This is a genomic window from Variovorax sp. 10L421 (assembly GCF_056395365.1).
The window spans coordinates 1-18,913 of record NZ_JBFTJJ010000003.1 but is presented as its reverse complement, the minus strand read 5'-3'; the positions used below and the strand labels follow the sequence as shown (position 1 = coordinate 18,913).

The window sequence follows — 18,913 nt, the reverse complement described above, 5'->3', positions numbered from 1 at the left end:
TGCCGCTCAGTCGATCAGCAGCCCCATGACGTGATCGTCGATGGCCCGCGCATCGCCGGCGCGCTTGTAGAACTTGCGCAAGGTGCCTTCGCGTTCGAAGCCGAGTTTTTCGTAGAAGCGCATCGCAGGTGCGTTGTCGCTTTCGACGAAGAGTTCGATGCGCCTGATGCCGATGGCCTTCAGTGCGTCGATGGCTTCGCTCACCATGGCGAGCGCGACGCCCTGGCCGTGAAATGCGGGATCGACCGCGAGCGTGCCCAGGCAGGCCACGTGCCGCACCCGGCCCGGGTAGCGCGTGGCCCGGTAGAAACCGGCGATGCGCCCCTCGCGCTCGTAGACGTAGAAGTTGCGGCCGTCGAGCAGTTCCTGGTAGATGGCGCGGAAGTCCTCGATCGGCATCGGGTCGTAGCCCAGGAAGGGCACGACCTTCTCGTGCATGTAGAGGGCGAAGACCGTGTCGATGTCTTCGTGTGTGGCCAGCCTGCGCATGATGGGTGCCTTGCAACGATGAAGGCGCCGAGCATAGCGGGGGTGAGCGGATGTCGATCAGGTGAAGAGCAGCACCGCAGACATCGTCAGCAGCGCCGCCTGCGCGCACCAGGACCAGCGCAGCCGAAGCTGCGAATCGAGCACCGCGCCGATGGACCAGAAGCCGCCGACCGCCAGCAGGAGCAGCGTCAGCCCGGTGTGGAACGCGAGGTCGTCGGCGCGCCAGAGAAAGGCCAGCGTCACGCCGACCCAGCATGCGAAGTGGAGGGCGGCCGACGCGACCTGCGGGCGCGTCAGCGCGGGGGCGTGGATGTGCATGGCTTCTTCCAGCGAAAAAGGCGCTTCCGGAAACCGCGCCGCGACATCGGCCGGCCGCCAGCCCGGGGGCTTGAACCACACGGCGATCTTGTCCCGCCAGCGCTTCGTATGCCATGCGTCGCGCAGCAGCGGCACATAGGGGCCGAGGATCGCGCGCATCGGGTCGAAGCTCGCGAGCGCCTTGCGCGTGCCGTAGACGCAGCGTTCGGTTTCCTCGGCGAAGGTGCCGAACATCCGGTCCCACACCACGAGCATGCCGCCGTAGTTGCGGTCCAAATAGCCGTCGTTCACCGCGTGGTGCACGCGATGGTTCGAGGGCGACGAGAACACGCGGTCGAACCAGCCGAGCTTGCCGATGTGCTCGGTGTGGATCCAGAACTGGTAGACCAGCACGATGAGTCCCGCCAGCCCGAACTGCTCGGGCGGCACGCCCACCACCGCCATCGGCAGGTAGAAGGACCAGCCCAGGAAGACCACGGTGCTTTCCTGGCGCAGCGCGGTGGAAAAATTGAAATGCTGGCTCTGGTGGTGCACCGAGTGCGCGGCCCAGAACACGGCCGACTCGTGGCCCGCGCGATGCAGCCAGTAGTCGAAGAAGTCGAACAGCAGCACGGCGGCGATCCAGCCTGCGGCGCTGTCCCAGAAGCCGGGCCGGGTCCAGATCGCGACCAGCGGATAGACCATGGCGTAGAGCCCGATCTGGAACAGCTGCGTGCACACCGCGAGTGCCTGGCTCAGCAGCCCCTGGCTCAGGCTGCCGAGCGTGTCGCTGAAGCGGTAGGTGTTGCGCCGCTGGAGCCAGCCCCAGGCGAACTCGCAGGCCATGAGCAGCGCGAACACAGGCACGACGAAAACGACCAGCCGGTGCACCGCGTTCGTTTTTTCAGAGAGTGTTCAGCGAATCTTCAGCGTTCGCACGCGCGGCCGGCCACGATGACGGCGTTGGTGCCGCCGAAGGCGAAGGAGTTGGACAGCGCATAGCGGATGCCCTTGGCCTCGCGCGCCTCGCCCTGCACGAAATCGAGGTCGAATGCGGCGTCGGGCGTCTGCAGGTTGGCGATGGGCGGCAGCGCCTCGCGCGCCAGTGCGCGCAGCGCGGCGATGAGTTCGATGGCACCGCCGCCGCCGAGCACGTGGCCGTGGATCGCCTTGGTCGCGCTGACCGGCGTGGCCCTGCCGAACACTTCGCGGATCGATGCGGCCTCGGCTGCATCGCCGGCCGAGGTGGCCGTGCCGTGTGCGTTGATGTGGCCGACGTCCGAGGCCTCGATGCCCGCGTCGCGCAGCGCAGCGCGCATCACGCGCACCTGGCCCGCGGTGTCGGGGTTGGTGATGTGCGTGCCGTCGCAGTTGGTGGCGTAGCCCGCGAGCACGAAGGGCGCGGCTTCGGCGCCGCGTGCGGCCGCATGCGCTTCGGATTCGAGCACCAGCGCGGCCGCGCCTTCACCGATGGCGAAGCCCGCGCGGTCGCCCGAGAACGGACGGCAAGCCGAGGAGGGCGCATCGGCCGGCGGCGGCGCCATCACGCGCATTGCGTTCCAGCTGGCCATCACGCCGGGCGTGAGCATGGCGTCGTGGCCGCCGACGATGGCCACGTCGATCCAGCCGCCGCGGATGGCGCGCATCGCCTCGCCGACGGCCACGGCCGAGGAGGCGCAGGCACAGGCGTAGGCAATGGCCGAACCGCGCGCGCCGAAGTGCAGCGCGAGCTCGGCCACGGCGGCGTTGGGCATCACGGTGAGCACGGTGGTCGGACGCATGCGGCGCTGTTCGCCGTAGAGCGCGCTGGTGGTGTTGTCGAAGGTGCCGGCGCCGGCGAGGCCGCTGCCCCAGAAGATGCCGAGGCGGTCGCGGTCGATGGTGTCGAGGTCGATCTTTGCTTCCAGCGCCGCGTCCTGCGCCGCAGCCAGGGCCATGGCGGTGCCGCGGTCCAGCGGCAGGCGGGAGGTGCTGCGCATGCCATTCGAATCGAAGTCGCAGGCGGCGACGGCGAGCGCCATCGGGTCCATGCCCTCGATCTCCAGCGTTTGTGCACGCACAGCCGAGCGGCCCGCGAACAACGCCTCGTCGAAGGCCTCGATGGTGCGGCCGATGGGCGTGACGAAACCGATGCCGCTTACGCGCACCGGCGCCGAGGCGGCGCGTGTGGCCGAAGCGGCGAGCACGGCGTGGGCGGCGCCGCTGCTCATGCGGCCGCTTCGGCGGGCTGGACGGCGGCCACGGGGGCGCTCTCGGCGTCGATCACGTCGCACAGGCGTTCCAGCGTGATGCCGGTTTCGCGCGGGTCGAGGCGGTCTTCGGGAATGCGCAGGTGGAAGGCGTCCTCGACGGCGAAGACGAACTCCATCAGCGCGAGCGAGTCGAGGCCGAGGTCCGACAGCGCGGTGGCCGGCGAGATGGCCGAGCGCTCGATGCGGAAGTCGGTCTCGAGGATCGCCGCGATGCTGTTGAAGGTGGGGGAGGCGGAAGAAGACATGGAGATGCTTTCCTTTCAGGCGTGTCGAACGAGGTCAGGCGTACAGCGGATGCTCTGGCGTCGTGCCATGCGCCACGGCATCGGCGAACGATACCGTTTCGCGTACCACCTGCTGGCGGTCGTTGTCTATCGTGATCATGTGGTAGCTGTTGGCGACCACGACGGTGCGGAAGTCGCGGCAGCGCAGGCCGCGCGCGAGGATGTCGAGGTTGGCCACGCTGGCCACCTCGTCCTGCTGGGCATGCAGCGCGAGCACGTTGCCGCATTGCACGCCGTTGAGGTTGCGTCGCACGTGGCGTATGAGCCGGTCGTGCTCGCGCAGATGTCCCACGCCGATGACGGAACTTCCGGCGCGCGAAACCTTGCGATGGCGCAGCTCGCGCTCGATCCAGGCGCGCACGCGCTCGTTCTTCACGCCGTAGGGCGGGCGCTCGCGGTATTGCCAGAACCGGCCGAGCGGCGTGTAGAAGGCCAGCGGCAGCAGGAATTGCGTGCGCGGGATGGCCCAGCCGTCGAAGCGCAGCGTGGTCGACATGAGCACCAGCGCATCGACGTCGCTGCCGCAGCGGATGGCCGCGCCGAGCGCGAGCGAGGCGCCGGCGGAAATGCCGACCAGCATCACGCGGTCGTGCTGCGTGCGCAGCGCCTTCACATGGGCCTGGATGGCGTCGAGCCAGCGTTCGTACGGCGCGGCGCGCTGCAGCGGCGCAGCGGCATCGAACGAATAACCCTCGATCGACAGCGGGTGCACCGGGTAGCCGCGGCTGCGCAGTGCGGACTGCACGGTCAGCAGCTCGTCAGGCGTGCTGCATAAACCATGCAGCAGGACCACGGCGGTGCGCTGCACTTGCGGAGGCACAAGGCTCAACAGATCGGAGGGTTCACGCGCACTCATCGTGTGGTGCCAGCCATGAAAATGGCCCGTGTTTCATCGTGCTGTCGTATGCTCATGCGGCGTTTATCGCTTGGAGCGACTGACCGGCCGCTGACCCGTCGTTCGCGAGGCAGATTACCCCCCAACCATTCAAACACCATGCGAATTCTGCTTGTCGAAGACGACGCCGTTTTGCGCGACGTGATGGTGCGCAGCCTCGCGGATGCCGGCCATCGCGTCGACGTTTCGACCAACGTCGAGGACGCCGACCACCTGTGGCGTGTGCAGCCCTTCGATGCCGTGCTGCTCGACCTCAACCTGCCGGCCACCGCAAGCCCGACCAGCGGCCTCGCGAGCGGCCTCAACGCGCTGCGGCAGGCGCGCGCGCGGGGCGACCGCACGCCGGTGCTGGTGCTCACGGCGCGCGGGCGTACCGAAGAACGCATCGCGGGCCTCGACGCGGGTGCCGACGACTACCTCGGCAAGCCCTTCGACCTGGCCGAGGTCGAAGCGCGCCTGCGTGCGCTGGTGCGCCGCGCAAAGGGTACCGAAGACCTCGTGCTGCTGGGCCAGCTGAAGCTCGACCGCAAGGCGCGCCGCTTCTCGACCGCGAGTGGTCCGCTCGACCTGCCGGCACGCGAGTTCGAGGTGCTGTGGGAACTCATGAGTCCGCCGGGCCGCACCGTGAGCAAGCGGGCGCTGTCCGACAAGCTCTCGAGCTTCGACGAATCGCTGGGCGACAACGCGCTCGAGGCCTTCATCTCGCGCCTGCGCAAGAAGCTGCAGGGCTCGGGCGCGAGCATCCGCACGCTGCGCGGCATCGGCTACCTGCTCGAAGCCGAGGTGTGATCCGCGCGTGACCGAGCAGACGACAGAACCGCAGCCCGCGGCCGTTCGTGCGCCATCGCTCACGCGGCGCGTGCTGCGCAACGTGCTGGTGCCGCTGGCGCTCACGTGGATGGTCGGTGCGGTCATCGCGCTGGTCATCGCCAACTATTTTTCCGAGCAGGCCTTCGACCGCGGCATGCTCGACGACGCCTATGCGCTGTCGGCCAACGTGCAGGCGGGCGAACGCGGCATCGAGCTGCTGCTGACGCCGCGCGAGGTAGCCACCGTGCTCTTCGACCAGGTCGACAAGGTGTACTTCGCGGTCCAGCGGCTCGACGGCACGCTGATCTCCGGGCAGCCGGGCCTGCAGGCGCCGTTGCCGGCGGACGGGGCGCGCTACCGCTTCGCCGACATCGACTACGAGGGCAGCGTGCTGCGCGCCGTGGTGCTCGAGCACGACGCCGAGCCCGACATCAGCATGCCGTACCGCGTGGTGATCGCGCAGACCACGCTGAGCCGGACTGCACTGGTGCGGCAGTTGCTGGGCTACGCGCTGGCGCCGCAGATCGTGCTGCTCATCCTGCTGGCCATCTGGCTCTGGTACGGCATCCGCAGCGACCTGCGGCCGCTCGGCGACCTGCAGCGCGCGCTCGACCGGCGCGACGTGCGCGACCTGTCGCCGGTGGCGGTGGCGCAGACCTCGCGCGAGATCCAGCGCCTGGGCAACGCGGTCAACTCGCTGTTCGAGCGGCTCGGCCACAGCGTGCAGGCGCAGCGCGAGTTCGTGGGCAACGTGGCGCACGAACTGCGCACGCCGCTGGCGGGCATCCGCGCGCTGGCCGAGTACGGGCTGGCGCAGCACGACACCAATGTGTGGCGCGAGCAGCTGGAGCGCGTCTCGGAACGGCAGGCGCGCGCCAGCCACCTGATCGACCAGCTGCTGGCGCTGGCGCTGGCCGAGGAGGCGCGCACCGAGCTCAAGCGCGTGCCGGTGCGGCTCGACGTGCTGGCCGAGCAGACGGTGCTGCGGCACCTTGCGCGCGCCGACGCGCGTGGTGTCGACCTGGGCGCGCGGGGCCTCGACGACGGCGTGGTCGTGCAGGCCAACGAGGCGCTGGTCGAAGGCATTCTCGACAACCTGATCGACAACGCGTTGCGCTATGGCGGGCGCACCATCACGGTCGAGCTCGCGGGCCACACGCTGAGTGTGATCGACGACGGGCCGGGCATTCCGCTGGAGGCGCAGCGCGACCTGATGCAGCGCTGGGCGCAGGGTCCGGCCGGCGAGAAGCTGGGGCAGGGCTCGGGACTGGGGCTGTCGATCGTGGCGCGCTATGCCGAGCTGCTGGGCGCCGAGCTGAGGCTCGAAGCGGCGGAGCCCACTGGCTTGCGCGTCAGCGTGGCATTCGGCGAAGCGGGCTGAAGCGCCGGCAAGCTAGAGCGGCGTACCCTGGTGGAACGCCATGCGCCAGCGGCCATGCCGGCGCTTCCACAGAGAGCTGCGCAGCGAGTCAGCTGCAGGTCGCTGCGCAATGGCTTGGCGGTGCGCGCGGTAGGTGACCAGTGCCACGTGGGGTGCCACGCGCAGCACGCGAAAGTCCGACATCGTGCGTGCCGAAAAGGCCTCGCCACGCAGCGCATCGATGATGGCATCCCGCGTCCAGACCGTGCCGGAGACGCCAAGTTCGTGGAAGTCGTCGTCGAGCAGTTCTTCGAGTTTCGCGGCGCTCGCGCGCACCTCGCGAAGATGCAGTGCGCCTTCGAGTTCGAACAGCAGCGCCTCGAGGTTCTCGGCCGGCGCGGCCTCGTAGAGTTCGAGCGGAAGACCGTCGGGATCGGCGAAGAAGGTGAAGCGGCGGCCCGTGTATTCGTCGATGCGCAGCGGCTCGACCGCGATGCCTTGCGATGCGAGTTCATCGGCCGCAGCCTGCACGTCGTGCACTTCGAACGACAGGTGGCGCAGCCCTTGCGCTTCGGGCCGCGTGGGGCGCGCGGGCGCACCGGGAAAGGAAAAGAGTTCGATCTGCGAGCCGTCGGGCAGGGCGAGGTCGAGCTTGTACGAGTCGCGCGCGGCGCGATGGTTTTCGGCGACCACGCGCAGGCCGAGCACCTCGGTATAGAAGCGCTTCGACACCACGTAGTCGGCGCAGATGATCGCGGCGTGGTGAATGCGGTCGAGTTGCATCGGAAGGATCAATTCAAAGGCTTGCGCAGGAACACGCGGGCTGCGCGGCGATCACGTCGACCAGAAAGCCTTCGTCGGCGGTGCTCATGCGCCGATTTCCACCTCGCCCTCGATCTCGACCGGGATGTTGAACGGCAGCTCCGCCATGCCCACCGCACTGCGGGCATGCGCGCCGACGTCGGGGCCGAACAATTCGAGGATCAGATCGGAGAAGCCGTTGATGACGGCGGGCTGCCTGTCGAAGCCGGGTGCGCTCGCGACCATGCCGAACACGCGCGTCCACGCGGTGATGCGGTCGAGGTCGCCGAGGGCGCGCTGCAGGCTGCCGAGCATCGCAAGTGCCGTGAGGCGCGCGGCTGCGTAGCCCTGTTCGACGTTCAGTTCGCGGCCCAGCTTGCCGAGCGGCGCGGCGATGGTGCCATCGGCGTTGAGCGGGCCGTGGCCGGAGATCAACGCGCGGCGGCCGACGATGCGCACGAACTGGAAGGGGAGGATGACGCCGGCCGGCGGGATCGCGGGCGGCGGCAGCACGAGGCCGAGCGAGGCCAGTCGTTGCGCAATGAGGGCCATGGCATTTCTCTCCTGTCGGCGGGTGACGGCGGATGGATGGGTCCGCCGCATCTTGCCATGGCCTCTTGGCGCGATGTGGCTCAGGCCAGTGCCGGATAGTCCGTATAGCCCTTCGCGCCGCCGCCGTACATGGTGGCCTTGTCGAGCTCGTTGAGCGGCGCGTTTTCGCGCAGGCGGCGCACGAGGTCGGGGTTCGAGATGAAGGGCTTGCCGAAGGCCACGAGGTCATCGCCTTCCTTCAGCGCTTCCTCGGCCAGCGGTCGGTCATAGCCGTTGTTGACCATCCATGCGCCCTTGCCGCCGGCTTGGCGGTATGCGGCCTTGAGGGCCTCGTAGTCGAAGGGGCGGTCTTCGATTTCGCGCGGGCCGCCGGTGGCGCCTTCGATGATGTGGATGTAGGCCAGGTCGAGCGTGGCGAGCTGCTTCACCACGTAGGTGAACAGCGGCTGCGGGTTGCTGTCGTGCGCGTCGTTGGCAGGCGTCACGGGCGACAGGCGGATGCCGGTCTTGCCGCCGCCGACGGCGTCGACCACGGCGCGCGCGGATTCGAGCAGCAGGCGGGCGCGGTTCTCGATGCTGCCGCCGTAGTCGTCGGTGCGCTTGTTGCTGCCGTCCTTCAGGAACTGGTCGAGCAGGTAGCCGTTGGCACCGTGAAGTTCCACGCCGTCGAAGCCGGCGGTCTCGACCGCGCTGCGTGCAGCCACCGCATAGGCGTGCACGATGCCGGGCAGCTCGCCCGCATCCAGCGCGCGCGGTTCGGAGGTCTCTACGAAGGTCGGCACGCCGTCCTTGATGAGCACGGTCTTGGTCCTGGCGGTGATGGCCGAGGGGGCGACGGGCTTGCCGCCACCGGGTTGCAGTTCGCTGTGCGAGACGCGGCCCACGTGCCACAGCTGCACCACGATCTTGCCGCCCTTGGCGTGCACGGCGTCGGTCACGCGCTTCCAGCCGTCGAGCTGTTCCGTGCCGTAGAGGCCGGGCACGTCGGCGTAGCCCTGGCCCTGGTGGCTGATGGCGGTGGCTTCGGTGATGAGCAGGCCGGCGCTGGCGCGCTGGGCGTAGTAGGTGGCGGCGAGGTCGGGCGGGATCGCATTCGGCGAGCGGTTGCGCGTGAGCGGCGCCATGACGATGCGGTTGGCGAGCTTCAGGTCGCCGGCCTGGATGGGGTCGAAGAGGTTGGACATCGTGCGATCAATGGCAGAGTTGGAACAGGCGCAAGGCTAAGCGCCCGGCCTCAACCCTGCTGTCGCACGGTTGTCCCGAATGGTGCTAGAGAAGCAGCGCCAGCAGTGCCGGGCTCACGCGCAGCGGCATGGCGAGCAGGATCTGAGCCATGCCCTTGCCGAGCGGGTCGTTGCGCAGCGAGGCCATGCCGCCGCCGCCCAGCGCCTGTTCGCAGACGAAGTTGAAGGCATCGATGCCCGGCACCTCGTAGCGCGTGACGCGGCCCTTGACGAGGTGTGCGAGCCATTCGGCCACGCGCACCTCGGTGAGCTGTTCGCGCAGCAGCGGCAGCAGGGCGGGGTGGCGTGCGATGACGCCGACGTTCGAGGTGTCGCCCTTGTCGCCGCTGCGCGCCCATGCGAGGCGCAGCAGCGTCACTTCGACGGCGTCCGCGGGCACGGGTGCTTCATGCGTTTCCGTGGCTCTGGCAGGCTGTGAAACGGACCCGGCGTGCGGCGCAGGCGCTGTGGCGCGGGGCACGTCGATGCACACGCCGTCGATGCCGACGCGAGCCGCGAGCTGCGACTTGTCGAGCAGGAATGCGTACTGCCGGATCGATGGGGAGACCGAGGCGCGCCCGCCGCCCGCGCCGGTGGTGCCGGGCGCCCACGAGGTGCCGGCCGGCGCGACCTCGCGCGCGAACAGTTCCAGGGCTTCCTTGCGCGAATGCGTCACCGCGAGCCGCAGCACAGCTTCGCGCGTCTGCAGGGCCCGCGCGTGCGGGCCGTAGCATGACTCCGCGCCGAGTACTTCGAGCAGTGCGCCGCTGTAGGGGCCGAAGCCCTGCTGCGAGAACAGCGCACCCGTGCGCGCGAGGATCGCCTCGCCCGTGCGCCTGGCCTTGGCCACCGCATCGAAGCCGACGATGGTGAGCTGCGCCGCGGCCTTGAAGCCGTCGACATAAGTGGCGCAGACCTTGTAGCTCGCGGTCGGCGCACGCCCGCGCGCGCCGTGCACGCGCACGCGGTGTTCGCCGGCCTGCTCGATGCGCACCTGCGTGAAGTCGGCCGCCACGTCGGGCAGCAGGTAAGCCGCGGGATCGCCGATCTCGTAGAGCATCTGCTCACCCACCACCGCGGGCGTGAGCTTGCCGCCGGTGTCAGCGGGCTTGGTGACGACGAAGCTGCCGTCGGCGCTGCATTCGACGATGGGGTAGCCGATATTGGGCCAATCGGGCACGGTGTCCCAGTCGGTGTGCAGGCCGCCGGTGGCCTGGCAGCCGCATTCGATGATGTGGCCCGCGAGGCTGCCGGCCGCAAGCAGGTCGAAGTCGCCCGGCTGCCAATTGAATTCGTGCATGAGCACGCCGAGCGTGACGGCCGAGTCGACGCAACGCCCGGTGATGACGACCTGCGCGCCCGCATCGAGCGCGGCCTGGATCGGCCGTGCGCCCAGATAGGCGTTGGCGGTGAGCACGCGTTCGGGCAAGGCGGCGCCGCTCTGCAGCTCGCGCACGGGCGGCTGCGACTGGCGCAGCTGCGGCAGCAGCGGGGACACGTCGTCGCCGCTCACCACAGCGATCTTCAGCGCGATGCCCTGTTCGGCGGCCAGCGCCGCGAGCGCATCGGCGCAGCCCTGCGGGTTCACGCCGCCGGCGTTGCTCACCACGCGGATGCTTCACGACGTCCTTCAACACGGCCTTCATCGCGGCGGAGACGAAGTCGGTGCATAGCCCAGCTCGGAGGCGCCGCCGATGCGGACGGTGCGTTCGTTGCCGCTGTTCATCGGCCGCTCCATTGCGGCTTGCGCTTCTCGCGGAAGGCGAGTTGTCCCTCGGCCGCATCTTCGGTGAGTGCGAACAGGCCGATCTGGCTTTCGGTGAAGGCCATCGATTCCTCGAAGGCCATCGCCTCGATCTTCTTCATCGTGTAGAGGCCGCGCCGGATGGCGGCGGGCGACTTGTCGAGCATGCGGCCGAGCAGCCAGTCGACGCTTTCGTCGACGTCGTCGCTCACGCGGTTCACGAGCCGCAGTTCGAGCGCCTGCGCGGCGGTGATGGGTTCTCCGGTGATGCACATCTCGGCCAGCACCCGGCGCGGCAGCAGGCCGCCCAGCACGCTGAGCACCTGCGCAGGAAAGAGGCCGACCTTCACCTCGGGCAGGCCGAACACGGCGTGGCTGCTGGCCACCGCCATGTCGCACATCGCCATGATCCCCATGCCGCCCGCCATGCAGGCGCCGTTGACGCGGGCAAGAGCGTCCGACAGCCGCGCGACCACCGCGCCGTTGATCGCATTTCGGCGCTCTTCCCGGTCGATGGTGAGCCACATGACGGGCCCTCGCATCTCTTCGCGCAGTTCGGGAGGGGTCTTCTCGGGCATGGTGGAGATTCCTTCTTCGGCCTTCTGAAGCCTTCCCGTAGCGTGCGCCATAAAAAAAGCCGCTTCGTGCGGCTTGTGGCTGAAGCGATGCGGGTTTTCCCTAGGAGGAGATCAGCTCGCTTCGCTGCTTCTGCACGCTTTCGCGTGCTTCGGCTTACTTCAGGAGGCCTTCGGCCTTCATCGCTTCCTGTACGGCGGGCCGGGCACCCACGCGTGCGTGCCAGGCCAGCAGGTTGGGAAAGTCAGAGATGTCGACGCCGGTCGGCTTGGTCCAGTTGGTGACGCTGAACAGGTAGCCGTCGGCCACGCTGAAATGATCGCCCATCAGGAACTGCTTGCTGGTCAGTTCGCCGTCGAGCCATTGGAAGCGCGACTTGAGCTTGTCCTTGAAGATGCCCTTGGCTTCTTCGGGCATGCCCGGGTTGAACAGGGGGCTGAAGCCCTTGTGCACTTCGGTGCCGATGAAGGTCAGCCACTCCTGCAGGCGGTAGCGTTGCATGGTGCCGGCGGCTGGCGCGAGGTTCTTGGTGGGGGCGAGGTCGGCGATGTACTGGAGGATGGCCGGGCCTTCGCGCAGGCGGGCGCCGTCGTCGAGTTCGAGCATCGGCACGTAGCCCAGCGGATTGATGCCGTAGTAGTCGGTGCCGTCCTGCAGCTTGTGGCTCTTGGTGCTGGCCAGCACCGGCTCGAAGGCGAGGCCTGCCTCGTGCAGCGCGATGTGAGGGGAGAGCGAGCAGGCGCCTGGCGAGTAATACAGCTTCATTCGAAAAGACTCCAATGGATGACGGAGGTTGATTTTGTGGGAGACCGCAGCGGATGCTAGCGGGTTTGGCAACCTCGCGTTCTTGTCCTACGGCGGCTCGCGCGCGGTGACCATCGAGCGTGTCGACCGCTCTTCTAAGCTCCGCGGCACGGTGGCATGAGGCTGCCGGAAGGAGTTTCCGAATGTTGAAGTACGCGATCATTTTTGCGGTCATCTCCCTTGTGGCCGCGTTGCTGGGCTTTGGTGGCGTGGCAGCGGGTGCTGCCGGCATTGCGAAGCTGCTGTTCGGCTTGTTCCTGGTACTGGCGGTTCTGTTCATCGTGCTGGCCGCGCTTGGCATTGGCGCGGTGAAGAAGACGCTCGATTGATGCCGCCCGATTGCTATAAAGTACATAGCAATCTGTTCAATGACAACGGGCGTTGGGGCGCAACTGGGCAGGCGCCCCTAGCTTGTCCACACAGCGGGCGCAAAGGGGCCTGGACGATTAAAATTGGCGCCCCCTTTTGCGCCGCGCACGCGTCAGTTGTGCGCTCCCATTTCAAATGCTGTATCCCGAAGAATTCGACGTGATCGTCGTTGGCGGCGGCCATGCCGGCACCGAAGCCGCGCTCGCTGCCGCGCGCATGGGCGCCAAGACACTGCTGCTCTCCCACAACATCGAGACGCTGGGGCAGATGAGCTGCAACCCGTCGATAGGCGGCATCGGCAAGGGCCACCTCGTGAAGGAGGTCGATGCGCTCGGCGGCGCGATGGCAATTGCGACCGACGAAGCCGGTATCCAGTTCCGTATTCTCAACTCGAGCAAGGGCCCGGCCGTGCGCGCCACCCGTGCGCAGGCCGACCGGATCCTGTACAAGGCAGCGATCCGCCACCGCCTGGAAAACCAGCCGAACCTGAGCCTGTTCCAGCAGGCAGTCGACGACCTGATGGTGGAGGGCGATCGCGTGGTCGGCGCCGTCACGCAAGTGGGCATTGCCTTTCGCGCGCGCACGGTAGTGCTGACCGCGGGCACTTTTCTCGATGGCCGTATCCACGTCGGCCTCGATAACTACCAGGCTGGCCGGGCGGGCGATCCGCCGGCGATCAGCCTGTCGGCGCGGCTCAAGGAGCTGAAGTTGCCGCAGGGCCGCCTGAAGACCGGCACGCCGCCGCGGCTCGACGGCCGCAGCATCGATTTTTCGAAGTGCACCGAACAACCGGGCGACGGCATGCCCGGCGGGGCAGGGCCGATGCCGGTGTTCAGCTTCATGGGCCGCACCGACATGCACCCGCGGCAAATGCCCTGCTGGATCACCCACACCAACGCGCGCACGCACGAGATCATCCGCTCGGGTTTCGACCGCAGCCCCATGTTCACGGGCAAGATTGACGGCGTGGGTCCGCGCTACTGTCCCAGTGTGGAAGACAAGATCAACCGCTTTGCGGACAAGGAAAGCCACCAGATCTTCCTGGAGCCCGAAGGCCTGACGACCAACGAGTACTACCCGAACGGGATCTCGACCAGCCTGCCGTTCGACATCCAGTACCAGCTGGTGCGCTCGATGCCGGGTCTGGAGAATGCGCACATCCTTCGGCCTGGTTACGCCATCGAGTACGACTACTTCGATCCGCGCGAACTCAAGAGCAGCTTCGAGACCCGCTCGGTCAAGGGCCTGTTCTTTGCCGGGCAGATCAACGGTACGACCGGGTACGAAGAAGCCGCTGCCCAGGGTCTGTTCGCCGGCATCAACGCCGCGCTGCAGTGCCGTGGCGAAGACGCCTGGCTGCCGCGTCGCGACGAGGCCTACCTGGGCGTGCTGGTCGATGACCTGATCACCAAGGGTGTGACCGAGCCTTACCGCATGTTCACGAGCCGCGCCGAGTTCCGTCTGCAGCTGCGCGAGGACAACGCCGATATGCGTTTGACCGAAGCAGGGCGCAAGCTTGGCTTGGTCGACGACGCACGGTGGGACGCTTTCAGCCGCAAGCGTGATGCTGTTTCACGTGAAACAGAGCGTCTCAAGTCGATCTGGGTGAACCCGCGCAACCTGCCGGCCGCCGAGTCGGAGCGGGTGCTGGGCAAGGCCATCGACCATGAATACAACCTGGCCGACCTGCTGCGCCGGCCCGACGTGAGCTACGAAACGCTGATGTCGCTGGACGGCGGCAAGTACAACGCGCAGGTGGCGCTGAGCGAAACGGAGATCGAGCAGATCGAGATTTCGGCCAAATACTCAGGCTACATCGAACGCCAGCACGACGAGGTGGAGCGCGCGGCGCACTTCGAAAACCTCAAGCTTCCCGCCGACTTCGACTACGGCCAGGTCAAGGCGCTGAGTTTCGAGGTGCGGCAGAAGCTGGACAAGCACCGTCCCGAGACCTTGGGTTTGGCCTCACGTATCTCCGGTGTGACGCCAGCCGCCATTTCTTTGCTGATGATTCATCTGCGCAAGGGTGGCCACAAGGCCTTTGCCAGCGACACCGCCACCACGGAAGCAGCCACCGAGCCGCAGTCCGCGGAATGACGGCGCCGATCGATACGCTGCGCGCAGGCGCGGCTGCGATGGGAGTCGCCCTGTCCGACAGCCACGGCGAACGCCTCTTGGCTTACGGCACGCTGATGCTTAAGTGGAACAAGGTTTACAACCTCACGGCCTTGCGCGATCCGGCCAGCGTACTCACACATCACCTGCTCGACAGTCTCGCGGCCATCGCACCGCTGCAACGCGAGTGGGCAGGGAAGGGCAAGTTGCTCGATGTCGGCTCCGGCGGTGGCTTGCCCGGCGTGGTGATCGCCATCATGCGGCCCGACCTCGAGGTGAGCTGCCTCGATGCGGTCGCCAAGAAGGCGGCCTTTGTCCAGCAAGTGGCAGCCGAACTGGAACTGCCGAACCTTCGCGGACTGCACGCCCGAGTCGAATCCCTGGCTGGCAGCTACGAGGTCATCAGCTCGCGCGCCTTCGCATCGTTGCCAGACTTCTTCAACGGTTCGATGAATCTCCTCGCGCCCGGCGGCGTTTGGTTGGCCATGAAGGGCAAGGTGCCTAACGATGAACTTGCAATCTTGCCCAAGGGCGTCAAAGTGTTTCACGTGGAACAACTGACGGTTCCGGGCCTGGATGCCGAGCGTTGCATCGTTTGGGCGCGCAAGGACCTCGCCCAAATCAGCGACTGAATACGCAAAAGATGTGGCGGCACCGGTAAAAGCCGGTGTCGGAACAGTCTCTGTGACGGCGTGCTCGCTTAGACTCGATGCCTCCCTTCGGTCTCTCTTCCGACTCGCTTTTTCGAGGCAAAACCCATGTTCGGCATTGCTGACTACGGCGCATTCGTCGCCGCCATCGTCCTGTTTCTTCTGATTCCCGGTCCGGGCAATCTGGCGCTGATCACCTCGACCAGCAAGGGCGGCATCCGAGGCGGCCTGGCTGCGACGGCCGGCGTCATCATCGGCGACCAGTTTCTGCTGTGGGCGGCGGTGGCTGGCGTGTCGGCCGTGATGGCGGCTTACCCGGCCGCCTTCAAGGCTGTGCAGTGGCTGGGTGCTGCCTATCTGGCCTGGATGGGCATCAAGATGCTGCTGGCCAAGCCCGGTTCGGCACCCATCCTCAATATCAAGCCCAGCCATTTCATGCGCCAGGCGTTCACCATCACGCTGCTGAACCCAAAGGCGATCGTGTTCTACATGGCCTTCTTCCCGCTGTTCGTGGACCCGGCCCGGCACCAGGGCCTGATCACCTTCGGCGCAATGGCGGTGACCATCGCCGCGCTGACCTTCCTGTACGGCCTGACCTCCACGCTGCTCACGCATTTCCTGGCCGAGCGCATCCGCGCGAATCCCCGCATTTCCACTACGCTCGAAAAGCTTGCCGGCAGTTTCCTGATCGCCTTCGGCGTCAAGCTCGCAATCTCGCGCTGATCGATCGATCCCGGTACTCACATGGCCAAGATTTTCTGCATCGCCAACCAAAAGGGCGGCGTCGGCAAGACCACTACCACCGTCAATCTGGCCGCCGGCCTCGCCAAAGTCGGCCAGCGCGTGCTGATGATCGACCTCGATCCGCAGGGCAATGCCACCATGGGTTCGGGCATCGACAAGCGCCAGCTGGAGCTGACGGTGTACGACGTGCTGCTCGAATCGGCCTCGGTGTCCGAGGCCCGCGTCAAGGCGGACAAGCTGGTGGAGGGTGGTTGCGGCTACGACGTGCTGGGCGCCAACCGCGAACTGGCCGGCGCGGAAGTCGAGATGGTGGCACTCGATCGCCGAGAGAAGCGCCTGCGCACCGCGCTGGCCGCCGTCGGTGCCGAGTACGACTTCGTGCTGATCGACTGCCCGCCGAGCCTGAGTCTGTTGACGCTGAACGGCCTGTGCGCCGCCCACGGCGTGATCGTGCCGATGCAGTGCGAATACTTCGCGCTCGAAGGGCTGACCGACCTGGTCAACACCATCAAGCAGGTGCACGCCAACCTCAACAAGAACCTGCAGATCATCGGCTTGCTGCGCGTGATGTTCGATCCGCGCATCACGCTGCAGCAGCAAGTGAGCGAGCAGCTCAAGTCCCACTTTGGCGACAAGGTGTTCGACACGGTGATTCCGCGCAATGTGCGGCTGGCCGAGGCACCAAGCTACGGACTGCCGGGCGTGGTGTTCGATCCGGCCGCCCGCGGCAGCCAGGCCTTCATTGCCTTTGCCCAGGAGCTGATCGACAAGATGCCGCCCGCAAGCGCTTTTGCCTCGGGCGCGGTGGCGCCGCCGATTGCACCGGTCACGCGCATTGCGCCGGACCTGCCGATTCCCGACGATGTGATGGCGCCTGCTGTCGCGCCAGCATCCGATTCCACCAGTGAAAACAACGCCTGACGCATGCCACCGGCTGGCAATGCGCTATCGAGTTAGTAGCAAATGACAGATCCTCGCATCCTGCTGTTGCCGGGTTGGCAGAACAGCGGCCCCGGCCATTGGCAAACCCTGTGGGAGTCGGTTCACGGTGATCGCCGTGTCGAGCAGCACGATTGGATGCGACCGCTGCGCGGCGACTGGTCTGCGCGGCTCGAAGAAGAGGTGCTGGCCTCGCCCGGCCCGGTGGTTCTTGCGGCACACAGCCTCGGCTGCATCCTCGTCGCGGCCTGGGCCGCGCATTCGCGCAACACGCACAAGGTGCGCGGTGCGCTGCTGGTGGCGCCTGGCGATGTGGAGCGCGATGACCTGCGCCAGCTGATTCCAGGCTGGGCACCGATCGTGCGCAAGCCGCTGCCGTTTCCGGCGGTGATGATCGCCGCCAACGACGACCCGTACTGCGAAGCCCCGCGCTCGCGGCAGCTCGCCAGGGATTGGGGGGCGCGCTTCATCGATGCCGGCCCGGGCGGCCACCTGAATGCTGAATCCGGCCTCGGCGACTGGCCTGAAGGACGGAAGCTCCTGAACGAAATCTCGAAAGAAAAGAACTGATGGCGACCAAGAAACCCAAGGGCCTGGGCCGCGGCCTCGAGGCGCTGCTCGGCCCGACGGCCGCGCCTTCCGTCGACAACGGACTGAATGGCAACGTGGGCCCGGAAGAGGGCGGCGCGCCAAGGAACCCGAACACGCTGATGCTCGAGCAGATGGTTGCTGGCGTCTACCAGCCGCGCACGCGCATGGACGAAGGCGCGCTCTACGAGCTGGCAGAGAGCATCAAGGTGCAGGGCATCATGCAGCCGATCCTGGTGCGCCGGCTCGATGCCGAATCGGCTGCCACCAAGAACGCGGAATACGAAATCATTGCGGGCGAGCGCCGTTTTCGCGCCGCCAGGCTCGCGGGCCTCGACAGCGTGCCGGTGCTGGTGCGCGACGTGCCCAACGAGGCCGCGGCGGCGATGTCGCTGATCGAAAACATCCAGCGCGAAGACCTCAACCCACTCGAAGAAGCCCAAGGCCTGCAACGCCTTGTGAGCGAGTTTGGACTCACTCACGAGCAAGCGGCGCAGGCGGTGGGCCGCTCGCGCAGCGCGGCCAGCAACCTGCTGCGCCTGCTGAACCTGGCCGAACCCGCACAGCAGATGCTGATGGCCGGCGACATCGACATGGGCCACGCCCGCGCACTGCTGTCGCTCGATCGCGGCACGCAGATCACGGCGGCCAACCAGATCGCCGCCAAGAAGATGTCGGTGCGCGAGGCCGAGTCGCTGGTGAAGAAGCTCGCGGCCGAGTTCACGCTCACGCCATCGCGGCGCAGCAACGACGGCGAGAAGTCGCGCGACCTGCAGCGCGTGGAAGAAGAACTGGCCGACCTGCTCACCGCCGAGGTCGAGGTGCGCATCAAGAAGCGCAGCAAGCGCGGCGGCCGTGTCGAGGAAAGCGGCGAGCTCGCCATCCACTTCGGCTCCATCGAGGCCCTCAACGGATTGATCGAACGCATCCGCCGAACGGCCTAGTGTTGTGAACCGAGGGGCTGGCGTTCGTTTGATTGATTCCTGCAATCCTTTGCGCGTATCCTCGACCGCTGTTTTTCCAACCCCAGATTTCTTGAATAAACGGAGGGAGTCCACCATGCTGTTCACCAAGTTCCCGCTCGCGGCCATCACCGTCGGCGCACTTCTCCTCACCGGTTGCGCGGCGACCGACATGCAGATGGGCAGCCAGTCGGCCAAGACCATGGCCACCGGCAGCGCCGCAGGCAGCGCCACCGCCGGCGAAAGCAGCCAGCTCGAGCGCTGCGAATCGCCGCTCGGCACGGTGTCACTGATCGAAAACCAGAGCGCGGGCTGGTACACCATCCTTACCGGCGAATACCGCCTGCCGCCCACGGCCAACCTGCTGCGCCTGCTGGTGCAGCAATCGAACTGCTTCATCGTGGTCGAGCGCGGCGCGGCCGGCATGAACGCGATGACGCGCGAGCGCGCGCTGATGCA

At 67.1% G+C, this 18,913-nt stretch carries 19 protein-coding genes and 2 pseudogenes; 10 read left to right on the top strand and 11 right to left on the bottom strand.

The window, feature by feature from the left end:
• Window positions 1-6: 6 nt before the first annotated feature.
• Genes AC1DFC_RS06390 through AC1DFC_RS06370 form a run of 5 tightly spaced genes read right to left on the bottom strand, consistent with a single transcriptional unit; the run spans window position 7 to window position 4,178 of the window.
• Window positions 7-489 carry a GNAT family N-acetyltransferase gene (locus AC1DFC_RS06390; protein WP_007833618.1) on the bottom strand — a complete coding sequence of 161 codons (483 nt, stop codon included), beginning with the start codon at window positions 487-489 and terminating at the stop codon, window positions 7-9.
• Between the two features lie 57 nt (window positions 490-546).
• Complete coding sequence (locus AC1DFC_RS06385) at window positions 547-1,677, bottom strand: sterol desaturase family protein (RefSeq protein WP_007833613.1); 1,131 nt, start codon at window positions 1,675-1,677, stop codon at window positions 547-549.
• A 35-nt stretch (window positions 1,678-1,712) separates the two neighbouring features.
• Complete coding sequence (locus AC1DFC_RS06380; protein WP_007833611.1) at window positions 1,713-2,996, bottom strand: beta-ketoacyl-[acyl-carrier-protein] synthase family protein; 1,284 nt, start codon at window positions 2,994-2,996, stop codon at window positions 1,713-1,715.
• Entirely contained in the window at window positions 2,993-3,283 is a 291-nt protein-coding gene (locus AC1DFC_RS06375; protein ID WP_007833609.1) for an acyl carrier protein, read from the bottom strand. The genes AC1DFC_RS06380 and AC1DFC_RS06375 overlap by 4 nt, the downstream gene beginning before the upstream one ends.
• Window positions 3,284-3,317: 34 nt before the next feature.
• Window positions 3,318-4,178, bottom strand: coding sequence for an alpha/beta hydrolase (locus tag AC1DFC_RS06370; protein WP_007833607.1), 861 nt, complete (start codon window positions 4,176-4,178; stop codon window positions 3,318-3,320).
• Window positions 4,179-4,316: 138 nt separating this feature from the next.
• Between AC1DFC_RS06370 and AC1DFC_RS06365 the strand changes: the two genes are divergently transcribed.
• Both AC1DFC_RS06365 and AC1DFC_RS06360 read left to right on the top strand, forming a co-directional pair.
• Complete coding sequence (locus tag AC1DFC_RS06365; RefSeq protein ID WP_007833605.1) at window positions 4,317-5,006, top strand: response regulator transcription factor; 690 nt, start codon at window positions 4,317-4,319, stop codon at window positions 5,004-5,006.
• Between the two features lie 7 nt (window positions 5,007-5,013).
• Complete coding sequence (locus AC1DFC_RS06360) at window positions 5,014-6,408, top strand: sensor histidine kinase (RefSeq protein ID WP_007833603.1); 1,395 nt, start codon at window positions 5,014-5,016, stop codon at window positions 6,406-6,408.
• 12 nt (window positions 6,409-6,420) lie between these two features.
• Here the strand turns inward: AC1DFC_RS06360 and gloA2 are convergent, their stop codons facing one another.
• The 6 genes and pseudogenes from gloA2 to gstA all read right to left on the bottom strand — a co-directional run bounded on the left by gloA2 (window position 6,421) and on the right by gstA (window position 12,048).
• Complete coding sequence (gloA2, locus tag AC1DFC_RS06355; protein WP_478178842.1) at window positions 6,421-7,170, bottom strand: SMU1112c/YaeR family gloxylase I-like metalloprotein; 750 nt, start codon at window positions 7,168-7,170, stop codon at window positions 6,421-6,423.
• A gap of 84 nt (window positions 7,171-7,254) precedes the next feature.
• Window positions 7,255-7,740 (bottom strand): RidA family protein, encoded by a 486-nt coding sequence (locus AC1DFC_RS06350; protein ID WP_478178841.1) that lies wholly within the window; start codon window positions 7,738-7,740, stop codon window positions 7,255-7,257.
• A gap of 80 nt (window positions 7,741-7,820) precedes the next feature.
• Complete coding sequence (locus AC1DFC_RS06345; RefSeq protein ID WP_413334909.1) at window positions 7,821-8,924, bottom strand: alkene reductase; 1,104 nt, start codon at window positions 8,922-8,924, stop codon at window positions 7,821-7,823.
• 85 nt (window positions 8,925-9,009) lie between these two features.
• Window positions 9,010-10,639: pseudogene (locus tag AC1DFC_RS06340) on the bottom strand (acyclic terpene utilization AtuA family protein); the annotation flags it as partial.
• Between the two features lie 46 nt (window positions 10,640-10,685).
• Window positions 10,686-11,285 (bottom strand): enoyl-CoA hydratase-related protein, encoded by a 600-nt coding sequence (locus AC1DFC_RS06335; protein ID WP_413334907.1) that lies wholly within the window; start codon window positions 11,283-11,285, stop codon window positions 10,686-10,688.
• Between the two features lie 154 nt (window positions 11,286-11,439).
• Window positions 11,440-12,048: a glutathione transferase GstA gene (gene gstA, locus AC1DFC_RS06330; RefSeq protein ID WP_478178840.1), complete on the bottom strand. Its 609-nt coding sequence runs from the start codon at window positions 12,046-12,048 to the stop codon at window positions 11,440-11,442.
• Between the two features lie 182 nt (window positions 12,049-12,230).
• Between gstA and AC1DFC_RS06325 the strand changes: the two genes are divergently transcribed.
• The 8 genes and pseudogenes from AC1DFC_RS06325 to AC1DFC_RS06290 all read left to right on the top strand — a co-directional run.
• Window positions 12,231-12,416 (top strand): DUF1328 family protein, encoded by a 186-nt coding sequence (locus AC1DFC_RS06325; protein ID WP_007833591.1) that lies wholly within the window; start codon window positions 12,231-12,233, stop codon window positions 12,414-12,416.
• 175 nt (window positions 12,417-12,591) lie between these two features.
• Window positions 12,592-14,553, top strand: a complete 1,962-nt coding sequence (gene mnmG / locus AC1DFC_RS06320; RefSeq protein WP_413334905.1) for a tRNA uridine-5-carboxymethylaminomethyl(34) synthesis enzyme MnmG — start codon at window positions 12,592-12,594, stop codon at window positions 14,551-14,553.
• Window positions 14,550-15,203, top strand: coding sequence for a 16S rRNA (guanine(527)-N(7))-methyltransferase RsmG (gene rsmG / locus AC1DFC_RS06315; RefSeq protein WP_478178839.1), 654 nt, complete (start codon window positions 14,550-14,552; stop codon window positions 15,201-15,203). Before mnmG ends, rsmG begins: the two co-directional genes overlap by 4 nt.
• 126 nt (window positions 15,204-15,329) lie before the next feature.
• Window positions 15,330-15,944: a LysE family transporter gene (locus tag AC1DFC_RS06310; RefSeq protein WP_413313616.1), complete on the top strand. Its 615-nt coding sequence runs from the start codon at window positions 15,330-15,332 to the stop codon at window positions 15,942-15,944.
• 21 nt (window positions 15,945-15,965) lie between these two features.
• Window positions 15,966-16,886 (top strand): ParA family protein, encoded by a 921-nt coding sequence (locus AC1DFC_RS06305; protein WP_007833577.1) that lies wholly within the window; start codon window positions 15,966-15,968, stop codon window positions 16,884-16,886.
• Window positions 16,887-16,928: 42 nt separating this feature from the next.
• Window positions 16,929-17,474: an RBBP9/YdeN family alpha/beta hydrolase gene (locus AC1DFC_RS06300; RefSeq protein ID WP_007833574.1), complete on the top strand. Its 546-nt coding sequence runs from the start codon at window positions 16,929-16,931 to the stop codon at window positions 17,472-17,474.
• Window positions 17,474-18,436 (top strand): ParB/RepB/Spo0J family partition protein, encoded by a 963-nt coding sequence (locus AC1DFC_RS06295; RefSeq protein WP_413313614.1) that lies wholly within the window; start codon window positions 17,474-17,476, stop codon window positions 18,434-18,436. The genes AC1DFC_RS06300 and AC1DFC_RS06295 overlap by 1 nt, the downstream gene beginning before the upstream one ends.
• 115 nt (window positions 18,437-18,551) lie before the next feature.
• Window positions 18,552-18,913 (top strand): annotated as a pseudogene (locus AC1DFC_RS06290) (peptidoglycan-binding protein); the annotation flags it as partial.